Annotated in this window: 7 protein-coding genes; 2 read left to right on the top strand and 5 right to left on the bottom strand. The window is 62.9% G+C overall.

The window, feature by feature from the left end:
* Positions 1-28: 28 nt before the first annotated feature.
* Together KHO49_RS20745 and msrC are read left to right on the top strand one after the other, a co-directional pair.
* Positions 29-919, top strand: a complete 891-nt coding sequence (locus KHO49_RS20745) for an ATP-binding protein (RefSeq protein ID WP_213665763.1) — start codon at positions 29-31, stop codon at positions 917-919.
* Entirely contained in the window at positions 916-1398 is a 483-nt protein-coding gene (gene msrC / locus KHO49_RS20740) for a free L-methionine (R)-S-oxide reductase MsrC (RefSeq protein ID WP_016965076.1), read from the top strand. Before KHO49_RS20745 ends, msrC begins: the two co-directional genes overlap by 4 nt.
* A 6-nt stretch (positions 1399-1404) precedes the next feature.
* On the opposite strand, the gene KHO49_RS20735 is transcribed toward msrC, so the two are convergent.
* From KHO49_RS20735 to KHO49_RS20715, 5 genes are all read right to left on the bottom strand, one after another.
* Complete coding sequence (locus KHO49_RS20735; protein ID WP_213665762.1) at positions 1405-4353, bottom strand: HD domain-containing phosphohydrolase; 2949 nt, start codon at positions 4351-4353, stop codon at positions 1405-1407.
* Between the two features lie 185 nt (positions 4354-4538).
* Positions 4539-6263 carry a response regulator gene (locus KHO49_RS20730; protein WP_213665761.1) on the bottom strand — a complete coding sequence of 575 codons (1725 nt, stop codon included), beginning with the start codon at positions 6261-6263 and terminating at the stop codon, positions 4539-4541.
* Positions 6264-6306: 43 nt separating this feature from the next.
* On the bottom strand, positions 6307-6933 hold the full coding sequence (locus KHO49_RS20725) for a response regulator transcription factor (RefSeq protein WP_102860916.1): 627 nt from the start codon (positions 6931-6933) through the stop codon (positions 6307-6309).
* Between the two features lie 250 nt (positions 6934-7183).
* Positions 7184-12142, bottom strand: coding sequence for a hemagglutinin repeat-containing protein (locus KHO49_RS20720; RefSeq protein ID WP_213665760.1), 4959 nt, complete (start codon positions 12140-12142; stop codon positions 7184-7186).
* 101 nt (positions 12143-12243) lie between these two features.
* Positions 12244-13968, bottom strand: coding sequence for a ShlB/FhaC/HecB family hemolysin secretion/activation protein (locus tag KHO49_RS20715; RefSeq protein ID WP_110653138.1), 1725 nt, complete (start codon positions 13966-13968; stop codon positions 12244-12246).
* Positions 13969-14402 lie beyond the last annotated feature (434 nt).

The raw sequence follows: 14402 nt of genomic DNA, 5'->3' as shown, positions 1-14402 counted from the left end.
TTACCTTGAACGTGCCTGAGGAAAAGTCGTGGATGCCCGATTGAATGCATTTCTTGAACGTGCCGATGCCGTCCTGGCCCGAATCGAACCGCTGCTACCTGCCTTGCGTCAGAGCATCGACTGGAATCACTGCCTGGCAGCCCGCTGGCAGCGTGAAGGCCGCAGTGGCTTCCTGCTGCCCCTGGAAGTCAGCCTGGATATGCGCCTGAGCGATCTGATCGGGGTCGACAAACAGCGCGAGCAGTTGGCGCGCAATACCCAGCAGTTTCTTGACGGCCTGCCGGCCAACCATGCCTTGCTCTGGGGCTCGCGTGGCACCGGTAAATCCTCCCTGGTGCGAGCCTTGTTGGCCGAGCACGCCAAGGGCGGCCTGCGGTTGATCGAGATCGAGCGTGATCACCTGGCGGACCTGCCACGGGTGGTGGAGCAACTGGTCAAGCTGCCCCAGCGTTTCGTGCTGTTCTGCGACGACCTGTCGTTCGAGGCCGGCGAGGGCGACTACCGGGTGCTCAAGAGCGTACTCGACGGTTCCCTGGAGCAGGCTCCGGAAAACGTGCTGTTGTACGCCACCTCGAACCGCCGGCACCTGGTGCCGGAAAAGGAAAGTGACAACGAGAACTGGAAGCGCGTCGACGGCGAACTGCACCCCAGCGAAGCGGTGGAAGACAAGATCGCCCTGTCGGACCGCTTCGGCCTGTGGCTCTCGTTCTATCCCTTCACTCAGGAACACTTTCTCAATGTGGTGGAACACTGGATCGGCGAACTGGCGCGCAAGGCCGGCTTGAGCTGGCAGCGCACTGAAGAGCTGGACATTCTGGCGGTACGCTGGGCCACGGGCCGGGGCAACCGCAACGGCCGATGTGCCTATCAATTTGCCCGCTATTGGGTGGGCTTGCAGTTGTTGGAGCAAAAAGCATGATCGATTTGCAAAGTGCCGGCCAAGGCCTGGATGGCTACGGGCTGCTGTGTGCCCAGCTGGAGTCGCTGTTGGCCGATGAGCGTGACTTCATCGCCAATGCCGCGCAGTTCTCGGCGTTCCTGTTCAGCCAGCTCGATGACCTGAACTGGGCCGGCTTCTACCTCAATCGCAACCAGGAATTGGTGCTCGGCCCGTTCCAGGGCCAGATCGCCTGCGTGCGGATACCCTTCGGTCGTGGCGTATGCGGCACTGCCGCGGCCACCCTGCAGACTCAACGGGTAGAGGATGTGCATGCCTTTGCCGGACACATCGCCTGTGACAGCGCGTCCAACAGCGAGCTGGTGGTGCCCCTGGTCAAGGACGGCCGCTTGATCGGCGTGCTCGACCTGGACAGCCCGAAACTGGCCCGCTTCAGCCCGGCGGACCAGGCCGGGATCGAACAACTGGCGGCGATCTTCCTGCGCCTGAGTGACTGCTGACCGCCATCAGGCGGTCAACCCTGCCTTTTTCAACAGAGCGTCACGATCCACGGCATCGATCTGCTGTGGCACCAGGAAGCGCTCGGCGTAGCGCTGATAGATCTGCTCCTGAAGAAACAGCTCGAACAATTCGGGATCGATGTGGGCGTCGCGGCACATCATGGCCATGATGTTCAGCGCTTCGCTGAGGGTCTTGCCCTTCTTGTAGGGGCGGTCTGCCGCGGTCAGTGCCTCGAAGATATCGGCAATCGCCATCATCCGCGCCGGCAGGCTCATCTGTTCACGCTTGAGCTGTTTGGGGTAGCCGCTGCCGTCCATTTTCTCGTGATGGCCGCCGGCGATCTCCGCCACGTTCTGCAAGTGGCTGGGAAAGGGCAGGTGGTTGAGCATGATGATGGTCTGCACGATGTGGTGATTGATCACATAGCGCTCCTCGGCGGTCAGCGTGCCTCGGGGGATGCTCAGGTTGTACAGCTCGCCACGGTTGTACTTGTGGGCTGGCACCTGGAGCTTGAAGCCCCAGGGATTGTCCGCGGTCATGATCTCCACGGCGCTGCGCTCCAGCAGGTGTTCCGGCTTGTCCGCCAGCAGATGCTCCTGCACCGGCAGGCTGGGCGCCGGGGTGCGGTTCTGACGCTGCAGCTCTTCCCAGGAAACCCCCAGGCGATCGTCCAGGGTCCGGCTCCAGGTGCGCTGGGCGATGATCTGCAGGCGCTGCTGGTCGGCCTCGGCCATGAACTCGGCCCCCAGATTGCAGTGCGCGACAAAAGCGAAATCCTCGTCCAGGGCCCGCAGGCGCTCGTCGCGCTCGGCGGCCTGGGCGGTGGCCTCGGCCCCTTCGGCCACGGCCCGCCAGTAGTCGATCCAGGCATCGCGCTTGAGCACTTCGAAGCGGGTGCGGATTTCATGAATCCGGTCATTCAGGGTTTCCAGCTTGGTGGCTTTGTCCACCACGTATTCCGGGGTCGTGACCTTGCCGCAGTCATGCAGCCAGGCGGCGATATGCAAGGCTTCCCACTCGTCGTCGCTGGGTTGATAGGCGGCGAACCTCGGGGCCTGGCTGGCGGCAGCGGCTTCGGCCAGCATCAGGGTCAGGGCCGGCACGCGCTGGCAGTGGCCGCCGGTGTAGGGACTCTTGGCATCGATGGCCCCGGCCAGCAACTGGATAAAGGCGTCCAGCAGATGCTTTTGCTTGTTCTGCAGGCGCTGGCTCTCGATGCACAGCGCGGCGGTGGCGGACACCGCCTGGATAAAGGCGATACGGTCCGGGCTGAGTTTTTCCAGGTCTGCCTCGGTGCCGCTGTCCACCAGAAACAGTAGGAGCATGCCCACCGTTTCGTTGTGCCGATTGCGCAAGCGGATGCCCACCAGATGGGAGCTGGGACTGTCCAGGGCCAGCAGCACGCTTTGCAGGCTGCCGGCCTGTTCGAAGCCCAGGGTAGTGACCACGTTGTCGTTGTCGGTCAATTGATGCAGCCAGTCCGGGAGCCTCGGGTCCGTCAGGTCTTTGGTGGCGATATCGAAGCGCTGCAGGTCCTGGAGTTGTCCATCGATGATCAGGCCATAGGGTTGCAGGCGCGAACCCTTGCTTTCCGTGAGGTAGATCAGCCCGGCCTGGGCCTGGGCGATCTTCACGGTCTCGAACAGCACCCGTTGCAGCAGGGGATCGAAGCGGGTTTCGGCGGACAGGCTGGCGTTGATCTCGAAAAAACTGGCCAAGGTATCTTTCATCCGGGCCATGGACAGGCTCAGTTGGTCCACCTCCAGCACAGGTGAGCGCCGCGACACCGGGTAGTCGAAATTGAAGCTGCGGATGGCGTCCGCTTCCTGCACCAGAGCGTGCAGTGGCCGCACCAGAATGCGTGAGATCAGCCAGCCCAGGGGCAGACACAGCAGCAGGGTGGTCAGCGTGATCAAGGCCCCTTGCCAGCGCAGGCGGTAGGCATCGACCAGCAGTTCGTCCTCGGGCACCAGCAATGCCAGTCGCAGTCCGCCGGGCCCGCCTTCGGCGATATGGCTGCTGGCGACTATCCAGTCGCGTCCCAGGGCCTGCAAGTGACCGTCAACGGTCTGCCCCTGCAACAGGGCATCGAGCATCGGGTTCAGGTCATTGCCCTTGATCAGGCGCGCGCTGCGCTGTTCCAGCAGCAGCTTGTGGCTGTCGGGGTAGGCCACGACATTGCCCTGGTCATCCAGCAGCGCCACCTCGGTGGCCGGTGTGACCCGGTTCTTGGCCAGGGTCGATGACAGTTGTTCGAGGGTCAGATCGGCACCGATCACTGCCATTCTGCCGCTGCGCCGGGCCAGGGTGGTGCCGACGTTGAGGGTGGAATAAAACACATAGGGCCGGGTGGTGATCTGGTCGGCATCGCCCCGGGCGCTGGAGAACCAGTCACGGGTTCTCGGGTCGTAGCGCTCGTCGGCGTGGTGCCGACGGTCGATCAGGGACAACCCGGCGTCATAGAACAGCGACTGTGAGTGAACCTGGCCGCTGCTGGCATTGCGCTCGATGCTCCAGATTTCGTAGGCGCTGTCCGGCGGGGCATGGCGCTTGTCCTTGATTTCGGCGTTGCGCAGCGGACGCACCATGAAGAAGTCGCCATTGGCATATCCCAGGTACAGCGAGGCCAGGTTCGGGTTGTCCTGCAACGACTGGCTGAACGGCTTGAGCAGCGCCAGACGCTGTTCCAGGTTTGAAGCCTGGGCCGCCGGGTTGTCCGCCAGCAGGCTGAGCAGGTGGCGTATGGGGTCATAGGTGGATTTCAGGTCGCTGCGCACATCCTGTTCGATGCGCTGGAAGAGTTTTTCACTGCTGCCCAGGATGATGCGGGTGGTCTGTTGGTAGTTGTAGATGCCCAGCACCACGCCAGTCAGGAGCAGCAGCAGGGTGAACATCACGCTGATATGGATATGGAGAGGAAAGCGGCGTTGTGTAGGTTGAGGCGTGCTCGGCATTCCAATTCTCTCCAAGGGCACATCAGGCATAGCTCAGGAACCAAGCATAGTTAAGGCCGGTATTCTCTGCCTTGGCTTTGCCTGGGGATTGAGGATGTCGGGAAGTCCATGGGCACGGACCCCATAGAGGTGGACTACTGCGCTGAAATACTGGCCTTTTGATATATGCCTGGCAAGAGGCTTGATCATCGGTGATCAGCAAGGTTCCAAGAAGCCTCCGGGGCCACGGCGGGGCAGGTGGCAGCCGGCGTCCGTTGCCGGTGCTGGTCCAGATGCTGCAGCAGGGATTGGGTAAAGCGCAGCAGGGCCCGGTCCAGGGCGTTGCTTGCGGCGCTACAGGCCTCGATCCCGGCATTGTCCTGGCAGACCCGCTCCAGGGCTTCGCAACAGGCCAGTAAAGAGGTAGCGCCGAGCATTTTCGCCGAGCCCTTGATCTTGTGTGCCAAGGCTACCAACGCTTGGGAGTCGCCGGCCGGAATCAGTCCCAGGGCGAGGCGGTCCTCGCGACAGCACTGCAGGAGCGTCTTGAGCATGCGCAGGGCAAGCAGTGGCTGGTTGCGGGTCAGGGTGCGCAGGGTCGATATGCTGAAACTGTCCGCCCTGGGCAGCGCCTTGAGTGTCTCCAGTGTCTGGCTCAGCAGGTTCAGATCCAGGGGTTTGAGCAGGCAGTCGTGCATGCCGGCATTCATGCAGCGCTGGATCGTCTGGGTATCGTCGCTGGCGCTGCAACCGAGGAGTGTCACCGGCGGCCGTTGCTGCAGCGCTTCATGTCGACGGATGGTCTCGGCCAGTTGATAGCCGTTCATCAAGGGCATGTTGCAATCGACGATCAGCAAGTCGAAATCGCCTTCCTGCCATTGCTCGTAAGCCTGCACTCCATCCCCCACGCAGGTGACCCGGTGCCCGAGGTACTCCAGTTGTTCCTGCAGCAGTGTCAGGCTGGCGCGGTGGTCGTCCGCCAGCAGGATGTCCAGAGGCAGGCGGTTGGCCTGGGGTACAGGGGCCGGACTGGCCCGGGCTGCCCCCTCCCGCCCGGCCAGGGGCAACTCCACCCGGACTTCGCTGCCGGGGCCGCGGCGCCCGTGCAGGCTCAGCTTGCCCCCCATCTGCTGGCACAACTGATGGCTGATGGGCAGCCCGAGACCGGTACTGTCCCGTGGCGACTGGCTGTGCGGGTCAACCTGGGCAAAGGGTTGCAACAGCCGTTGCCGCTCCTCCCGGGGAATGCCTATGCCGGTGTCCAGCACCTGCAGTAGCAGCTTGTAGTGCCCCTTATGCATCGTAAGTTGCAGTTGCAATCTGACCAGGACCGCACCCTGGTGGGTGAACTTGATTGCATTGCTCAGCAGATTTGCCAGCACCTGCTTGAAACGCAGGGTGTCGATCAGCACCAGGGGCTCTGGCTCAGGGGCCTTGAACTCAAGGCTGAGGTCCAGGTTCTTCTGCCGGGCCAACGCCTGGAACACCCCCATCACCCCATCGACGCTGCCCCGCAGGCTGCTCCAAGTCGGGTTCAGTTGCAGGTGGCCGGATTCAAGCCGGCTGATGTCCAGCAGGTCTCCGAGCAACTCGCGCAAATCCCTGGCGGCGCCCAGGGCCAGTTCCAGGGAGGCGTGGTTTTGTGGATGGTCCCTGGTTCGTTGCAGGATCAGTTCCAGCAGGCCGATGAAGGCGTTCAGCGGAGTACGGATTTCATGGCTCATGCAGCCCAGGAACTGGATTTTGCACCGGTTGGCTTCTTCGGCTTGGCGCTTGCCGGTTTCCAGTGCCGCCACTGATTGTTCCAGTCTCCCGGATTGCTGCCGAAGACTGTGCCGTTGTCGGTAGAGTCGGGCCTGGTTCAGCCATGACGCCAGCAGCAGGACCAGCAGCGTGATAACGCCGGATGGCGAGAGCAGGACCTCGATCATCGCCGCGGCGCTCGACGGGGCCAGGGCAAGAGGAGCTGGCGCTTCATATCAGTTCATTGCGCTTGGCCATGTCCACCAGTTCATTCATGGAGGTGGTGGCGAGTTTTTGCATGATGCGCTTCTTGTAAGTACTGACCGTCTTGTTGCTGAGAAACATGCCCGTGGCAATTTCCTTATTGGTTTGGCCCATTGCAAAAAGCTTCAGAACCATTAACTCCCGATCATTCAGCGAGTTGAATTGCGCCAACTCCAAAGTTTCACCAAGAGCACTTCGATCAACTTGCAGCGCCTGGCTGGGAAAGTAGTTGTAGCCACTGCAGATGGCCTTGATGGCGCTGAGCAATTCACTCAGGTCTTCCTGTTTGCAGACATAGCCGCTGGCCCCGGCGCGCATGCAGCGATTGGCGAACAAGGCCGCCGACTGGGCGGTGAGGACCAGGATTCGCAAGGGCCTGGGCATGTTGCTCAAGCGCTCCAGCAGCTCCAGTCCGTCGAGTTTTGGGATGCAGATATCGAGTATGACCAGGTCCGGTTCGCCTTCACGAACCATTTGCAAGGCATCGACTCCATTATCGGTTTCCCCGAAGACTCTATAACCCTCGTGTTCCAGCAGAATACGAATGGCCATGCGTATGACAGGGTGATCATCAACGATAAGTACTGTGCCCATACTGGTCTCCTACCGATAAATGGAAGTTCGAACAGTAGCCCAGCTGATGGAATGGAAGTAGCTGTGAAAGTGTGGAAAAACCCAATCTAAGACGGGTCCTACAGCGAATAAGGGGAGGTATTACAGCCAGTTGGCATAGAAGGGAAGTTAAAGCGGGATTGACCTGCATCGGGCTGCCGGGTACAGCGGTAAAAAGTCGGCTGGCGAATGCCATCGCAGGCCGCCCCCCGGGAGGAGGGCGGCCTGAGCCTCATGGTGTTTTCTTATCGATACCGGCTTGCAGCAGCTGGCTGTCACTGTGGGCGCCGACACGCAGCGGGCCGAGGTTGAACAACTGGTCCTTCTGGGTGGCGTCATCCTGTTTGCGGGTCAATTCGGCCACGCTGCCGGTGGCAATGTTGACCGGTGACTTGGACAGGTTGGCGCCGACGTCCACGCGCAGTTCCGAGCCGGCCAGGTCGGTTCTGTTGACCTTGGATCCACCCAGCTCGACGCGGCCCTCGCTGGCCCCGATGCGTGCACCGGTAAGATTGGTTTCACCGCCGACCCGCAGGTTGACGCCCTGCTGGGTACTGATCCCCGAGGCCTGTTCCACGCGGTTCTTGCTCTCGTGGCTGACGTTCAGGTTCAAGGTCGGGGTATAGGAGGTCTTACCGCTCTTGTCGCCAAACAGCACGCCTTCAGCGGTATTGGCCACTTTGCTGCCGGCGGTGTTCTTCTCGCTGACCGAATAGCTGTCGCTGGTTTTTGGCCAGAAGCGCTCTTTCAGGCTGGAGAGACGATTGCCCACGGCGTCGGCCTTGTCGGCCAGGTAGTTCTTGGCCTTGTCCACGCCGTTGCCAATGGCGCCGCGTGGTTCAGGGTTGACGTCGTAGCTGCCGCTGCGGCTGAGTTTCTCCCCCAGGCGTTCCTTGGCTTCGCTGGCTTTGGCGACCACGCTGTCCTTGGCCGAGCTGACCTTTTCCACCCCTTTGTCGACGGCGTTTTCCAGCTTCTCGCGGTGTTTGTCGAAACCTTTCTCGGCCTTGGCCTTCAGGTCGTCCTTGAGCGGACCGGCCGGCTTGGCCAGCTTGTCCACCAGCCCTGGCTGGTTCTTCGCCACTTCCAGCTTGGCGTCGATATTGACCTGGGTGTTACGCAGCCGGTCCTGACGGCTTTCGATGTTGAGGTCGCCACCTATGGCCCCGTCGAGCCGTTGCGCGTCGATGTTGGCGCCGGCCAGATGCACGTTACCGGCACTGTTGAGGGTCACCTGATCGGCCTTGATCAGGCTGTTGTGCTGAGTCGTGTTCTGGCGCTGATCGACGTCGATCTTGACCCGGGCATTGATCCCGCGATCGACTTTCGGCGTGTCGTGCTCACTGGCGTCGGCCAGGGTGGTCTTGCCCATGCTGCCACCGGCGCCCAGGGTCAGGCCCCAGTTGTTGTGGGCCTGGGTGGATTGCGCCGACTCCTGGTAGATGCCGCCCTGGGCCGCATCCAGCACCACCTTGGCGGCGTCGATGCGCGTGCCCTGCAGGTGAATGGCGCTGTCGCCCTCGGCTGCGCTGCCCAGTCGCACCTGGCCCTGGCTGTAGAGCTGGGCGCCGCGCTGGCTCTGGTCGTTTTCATTGACCCGGCCGATGTTGAAGTTGGCGCTGAGGTTGACGCTCTTGCCGCTGCTTTGCTCGCTGCTGGTCTTGCTGCCACCGGCCGTGAGGCCGCCACCGAGGTTGCTGCCCTGGCTGTGGTGGGTGTCCACCGCTGCTTGCAGGTCGAGCTTGCCGCCGGCGTCCAGGGTGATATCGCCGGCCGGCCGCGCGGCGTTGCCGATCTGTGTGCCTTGCAGCGTCAGGTCGCTTGCACTCTTGAGGTTGACCGGCCCCTGGCCCTGGATGCTGGCAACCCGCGCCTGGCTGTCCTGCTGCTCGAGGCTCTTGTGATCCAGTTGCAAGCCGGCGCCGACGTTGAGGTTGGTGCCGCTGCTACCCGGAGTGGTGCCCAGGGTCAGGGAGGCATCGCCACGCAGGCTGGAGTTGCTGCTGCTCTGGCGATCATTGGCCTGATTGAGTGCCAGCTTGCCGTCGGTCTTGATGTTGACGCCGCCCAGACCGCCATTGAACTGGCTGCCTTCGAAGCTGGCATCGCCACCGACCTTGATGTCCACGCCCTGGCTGCCGGCGTAGCTGCCGACCTGGGCCTTCTCGGAGCTGCTGGTGACGTTGCTGCTGCCACCGGCACCGCTGCCACGGATGTTCAGGTCTTCACCGGTGTTGGTGTAGACCCGTACGCCGGCCTTGGCGTCCACGGCCTGTTCGCTGCTGCTGTGGGTATCGCTGGCGGCACTGGCCACCAGGCTGCCGGCGCTGATCTGCACGGCGCCGTCGGTGGCGCGGTACTGGGTGCCCTGGTCCTTGAGTTGCCCATCGGCCTTGACCGCGACCTGGGCGCCGCTCAGCTGGCTGACCACGGCGGTGCTGGCGTTTTCGCTGCGTTGGCGGTTCTGGTGGCTGACATCCACATCGAGCCCGACATTGGGCTGTTCCAGGGCATCGAGTACCCCAGGCTGGTGGAACTTGCGCTGGGCCACGCCCTGGATGGCTTTTTCGATGGGGCGGGTGACGCCCTTGTATTCGACGTTGGCGCCGACATCCACCGCCCAGTTGTTCTCCTTGTGGCTGCTGCTTTCGCTGTTGTGTGCGGCCTGGTTGTCGATCTCGGCTGCATTGACCTGCAATGCACCGCCGGCCTTGGCCTGGGCGCCTTCGGTGGTGAGGCGGTTGCCAGCATTGATGGTCAGGTTGCCGCTGGCAGCGATGTTGCTGGTCTGGGCGGTGCTCTTGCTGCTGCTGTCCTGGCTGCTGGTGTGGGCCACTTCCAGGCCATTGCCGGCGCGGTCCAGGCCGCCGGTGTAGTAGAAGCCGCCACCGGTGGTGGTGCTGTCGCTGTGCTTCTGGGTTTGGTTGTCCGCAGCCAGCAACTGCACATTCTTGCCGCTCAGGCTGGCATCGCCGGCCGTGGCCGCAAGGTCGCTGCCTTGCACCTTGAGGTCCTCGCCGGCAGTGACCGCCAGGGTGCCGCCAGTGAGGCTGGAGGCCTGTTGCCGGGTGCTGTCGCTGCTGTCGTTGCGCTGCTCATCCTGATAACGCACCCCGGCCCGGTACTGGCCGGTGCCCGGGGCGTTTTCCTTGGCGTAGGCGTCGAAGCCGCGCTTCTGGGTGCTGCTGCTGTCGTGCTGGGTGTCTGCAGCGGCCGCGACCTTAACGGTGCCCTTGGCGCTGGCGTCCAGTGCTCCCGCAGCGGCGACCTGGGAACCGCTGATGGTCAGGTCCTCGGCACTTTGCAACTTGAGGTTGCTGTCCGAGCGCACCTGGCTGCTGACGGTGGTGCTGTCCTTGTGCTGCTGACGGCTCTCATCCTTGGTGATGCCGAAGAACTTGCTGTCCTTGCTGTGGCTGTTGCGGTGGGAGGTGTCCTGCACGCCGTCGATGGTCAATGAACCCTTGTCGCTGATAACGCTGGCCTGGGTGCCGCCCCGGGCCTGGCTGCCGCTGATGCGTACGCTGTCGGCGCGCACGATCAGCTTGCCGTCGGCGTTGACCTTGCTGCCCTGGTTCTCGGTCTTGCCTTGGTCGCCGTCGGCGTTCTTGCCGAAGAAACCACCGCCCACCAGGTCGCCGGAGTAATGCTGGTTGCTCTGGCTTTGCCGGCGGCTGGCGCTGTTGATGTCGACGTCCTTGGCGGCCAGTTGGATGTCGCCCTGGCTGTGCAGTTCGGCGCCCTCAAGACGCAGATTCTGCTGGCTGTCGAGTTGCAGTTGCTTGCCGCTCTTGAGCTGGCTGGTGACGCTGCGCTGCTGGCTGCTGGCGTTGTCCCAGTTTTCCTTCCATAGGTGCTTGCGGTGCTTGCCCTGGTCGCGCTGGGTCTGGGTTTCGGTGGCGGCAGTCAGTTGCAGGTCGCCGCCGCTGCGGGCGCTGAGGTTATGACCGGCTTCGACGCTGCTGCCCTGGATCTGGGTATTGGCGCCGGATTTCAGCTCGGCGTCATGCTGGGCCAGCACCTTGTTACCGTGCTGGCGTGTTTCGCTATCGGTCTGGGTAGCGTCGTAGGTCTCCCAGGTGATGCCGATGGTGCTCTTGTCCCACTGTTGGCGTTTTTCCTGGAGCTTGCGGCTTTCGATACTGCTCAGGGTCAGGTTGCGCCCGGCATCGAGCTTGACGTTGCGGCCGCTGACGTCGGTGGCGGCCAGGGTCAGGTCCTTGGCACCGTGGAGTTCGATATCACCCTGGCTGCGAACACCGGCGCGCGTGGCGTCGAGGCTGTTGGCCACGGCCTCGCCGCGGATGTCCAGATCACCGGCGGAGCTCAGCTTGACTCCGTCGCGGCCATCCACCTGGACGGCGCCCACCCGGACTCCGGCACCTTCAGCGGTGCTGACGATGTTGATCCGCCCGGCCTGCATGGCGCCGAACAGGCTGGCATCGATGCGCTGGTCCTGGGTGTGGCTGCTCGGGTCGACCTTCAGCACCTTGCCGCTGGGGTAGTCGAGCTGATTGCGGCCCACGGTCACGTTCAACTGGTCCCGGGCGGCGAGGCTGCCTTTGCTGTCGATGCGTGGGGCGATCAGGTTGATCGAGCCTTCGGCATTGCGCAGACCGCCGCCGTGGATATCCAACTGGCCCCGAGCGTCCTGGGTGTTGAGCCCCTGCAGCTTGCCGTCCTGGAGTTCCGGGCGACCCACCACCAGGCTGGCATTGGGGGTGTTGATGAAGCTGCCGCCATTGACCGAGATGCCGTTGGGGTTGGCCAGCACGAAGTCGGCGGCGCGGCCGAAGATTTCCTGGGCGCCATTGAGTTGTGAGGCGTTGCGGCTGATCACCTCGTTGAGGATCACGCTGGCCGCCTGGCCCTGGAGTTGCGCGTTGGCCGCCAGTTGTCCGGCCAGTTGCGACTGCCCGGCCTGCAGGGCGTTGTTCAAGACCACGCCTTGTTGCCCGACGTTGTAGTCCAGGAACTGGTTATGGGACAGGCCACCGGCATTGGGCGCGACGATGTTGACGATGGGCACGCCGCCCTGGTTTTGCAGTTGCGGGGTGCCGCCGGGGCCTTCGACCACGGTGATTCCGCCGGCCAGGGCCAGGGGCAGATGGGACACCAGCAGCAGGCCGGCGATGGTCCAGCGCAATGTGCCCTGGGGTGAAAGGTTGAATCTATGAGTGTTGTCAGGCATGAGAACCTCGTGCTGAGTGGGTGAGCCGGGCGTTGCTTTCTTGGGTGCAACGGCGCGTTGTGCTCAGGTTCATCGGGTGTTTCAGGCTAATCGGCGGTTGATCAAATCTGCAGGCTGAACCTGGCCAGCCAGACTTCCGGTTCCGTGCGAAAGCCCTCTGGGTTGCTGAGGCTGCGTTGGTAATCCAAGTCGACCTGGAGGTTTTTCCAGGCCAGGTTGAGGCCCAGGCTGGCACCGCCGAGATGGCGGCTCTGGGCGCCGTGCTCGGCCTTGATCCAGCCGTTGTCCAGGCCCAGGCGTGGGGTGATCTTGACCGGCAGGTCGCTGTTGAGCGGCAGACGCAGCGTGTTGCGCCACACAGCGCCGATGGCGCCGGAGGCACTGTTGACGCGGTAGCCGCGCACGGCCGAGTCATCGGTGCCCAGCAGTTGTTCGATGGCCGGCAGCGGGTCCGGGCTGTATTGGGCCGAGAGTTGGCTCTGCCACTGCCAGCGCTGGTTGCCCCACTGGCCGTTGCGCCACTGGCTGAGGCCGGCGCGGTACTTGCGGAACTGCGCCTGGGGCAGGTTGCGTTGCACCTGCTGCGAGTCACGGTCGGCGCCGAACCAGGTCAGGCCCTGGGCGTAATTGACATCCAGGTTCCATACCGCGCTGTTGAGCCAGAACAGGTTGAGCCCGGCCTCGGCCACGGTCAGGGTCGGGCTCTGGATCTGCAGGTGGGCTTTTTGCAGGTAGCTGTCCACGTCCTTGTAGGCCAGTTGCAGGTTGGCGCTGAGCTGGTGGCTCTGGTCGCGCCACAGCACCCGGTCGGCGCGGCCGCTGACCATGTCGGTGCGGCCGCTGTTGTACAGGGTGGTGCGGGCCAGCTTGAGCGGGGCGCGGTATTCGGCGTGGCTGGCGAACAGGCTGTAGGTCCAGTAACCGTAGGGCACCGAGTAGAACAGGCTGCTGCTGCGGCTGTAGCGCGGACCGTGGTTGAGTGTGTCGCTGTAGTTCAGGTTCAGCGCGTCGTTGATCTGCAACGGGCTGTCGAGATTGAGGTTGATCGACTGCCGGTCGCGGCCGGTGCCGGCGCTGCCGAGGTTATCCACACCCAGCCCGAGGCCCCAACGGGCGGCGCTGCTGCGCGAACGCAGGATGATCCGCGAGGCGCCGGGCTGGCTGCCCGGGGCGATGTCGGCGGTCAGGTCCAGGGAGCGCAGGCGGTTCAGTTGATCCAGGCCCTGCTCCAGGTCCCGCAGGTTCAGGGGCTTGCCGAGCATGCCGGGGAAGGCCCCACCCAGGGACACCGGCAGGCTCTGGTCGGCCAGTTCGATGGCTTCGACGTAGCCTTCTTCCACCAGGATATCCAGGCTGTGCCCGGCTGCCGGGGTGCTGGCCAGGTAGGGGCGGCTGGCAATGTAGCCGGCCTCGACGTAGAGACGGGTGATGGCGGCCAGCAGTTGGTTGATCTGGTTGACCCCCATGCACGGCGCCACGTACGGCTTGATGGCGTCATTGAGCCGGGTTTTGCTGAACAGGCTGACGCCGCCGATGCGGGTGCCGCTTAAGGGCCAGCAGCGGCTGTCGCTGGCGGTCTGCTCCGGCAGGTTGGGCGTGGCCGGGGTGCTGCTGAAGCTGCCGCGCTGCATCTGCCGCTGGCGCTGCTCCAGTTGCAACTGTTGCAGGTCCCGTTGCTGTTGCTGCTGCAGGCGCAGGGCTTCCTGACCCGGTTGCAGATCGTCGGCCAAGGCCGGGGCCAGGCAACTCAGACCCAGTACCAGTCCCAGGCACCAGCTGCCGGAGTGGGCAAGAAGGGAGCGGTCGGTGCGTGATGAATAGGGCACTTGGCATCCTTACTGTAAAAAGACCAAGTGACGAACAACAGAAAAGCCGATCGTTGAGGCTCAACTAGTGACGTCGCTTTAAGTTCTGCACGATGAATATGAGGTGCCGTCGATTGCTATATCGGTGGCCTATGTTCAAGTGCTCGCGAGTGACAATTCCTGAGTGAGAGCCGGGTGCTTCAATCTAAAATCAGGTATGACAAAAGGGTTGAGTGAGTTGCAGTGCAAACGTTACAGCGCAGTGTGAAATTAATTTTTCCGAGGGCGGTCAGCGGGGAAATATCTTGTTGAAATCGAGACTATCCGAAACTAAAAACTCGATTTGTACGTAAATTGTAAATGCATAGAAGGCTAACAAAAATTCCTGGCGGCCTTGATTGGCAAGGGGTTCAGGGAATTCGTGAGAATCTGCAAAGGTAGGATGTTTGGTTGAA

Origin of the sequence: Pseudomonas sp. RC4D1, from assembly GCF_018390395.1 — a bacterium.
GTDB lineage: Bacteria > Pseudomonadota > Gammaproteobacteria > Pseudomonadales > Pseudomonadaceae > Aquipseudomonas > Aquipseudomonas danubii.
The sequence above is the reverse complement of the archived record's forward strand: the minus strand, read 5'-3'. Positions and strand labels throughout refer to the sequence as shown.

Excerpts from the sequence above, each read along its gene's own strand:
- msrC (WP_016965076.1), top strand. The coding sequence starts at position 916 with ATGATCGATTTGCAAAGTGCCGGCCAAGGCCTGGATGGCTACGGGCTG.
- KHO49_RS20735 (WP_213665762.1), bottom strand. The coding sequence starts at position 4,353 with ATGCCGAGCACGCCTCAACCTACACAACGCCGCTTTCCTCTCCATATC.
- KHO49_RS20730 (WP_213665761.1), bottom strand. The coding sequence starts at position 6,263 with ATGATCGAGGTCCTGCTCTCGCCATCCGGCGTTATCACGCTGCTGGTC.
- KHO49_RS20725 (WP_102860916.1), bottom strand. The coding sequence starts at position 6,933 with ATGGGCACAGTACTTATCGTTGATGATCACCCTGTCATACGCATGGCC.
- KHO49_RS20720 (WP_213665760.1), bottom strand. The coding sequence starts at position 12,142 with ATGCCTGACAACACTCATAGATTCAACCTTTCACCCCAGGGCACATTG.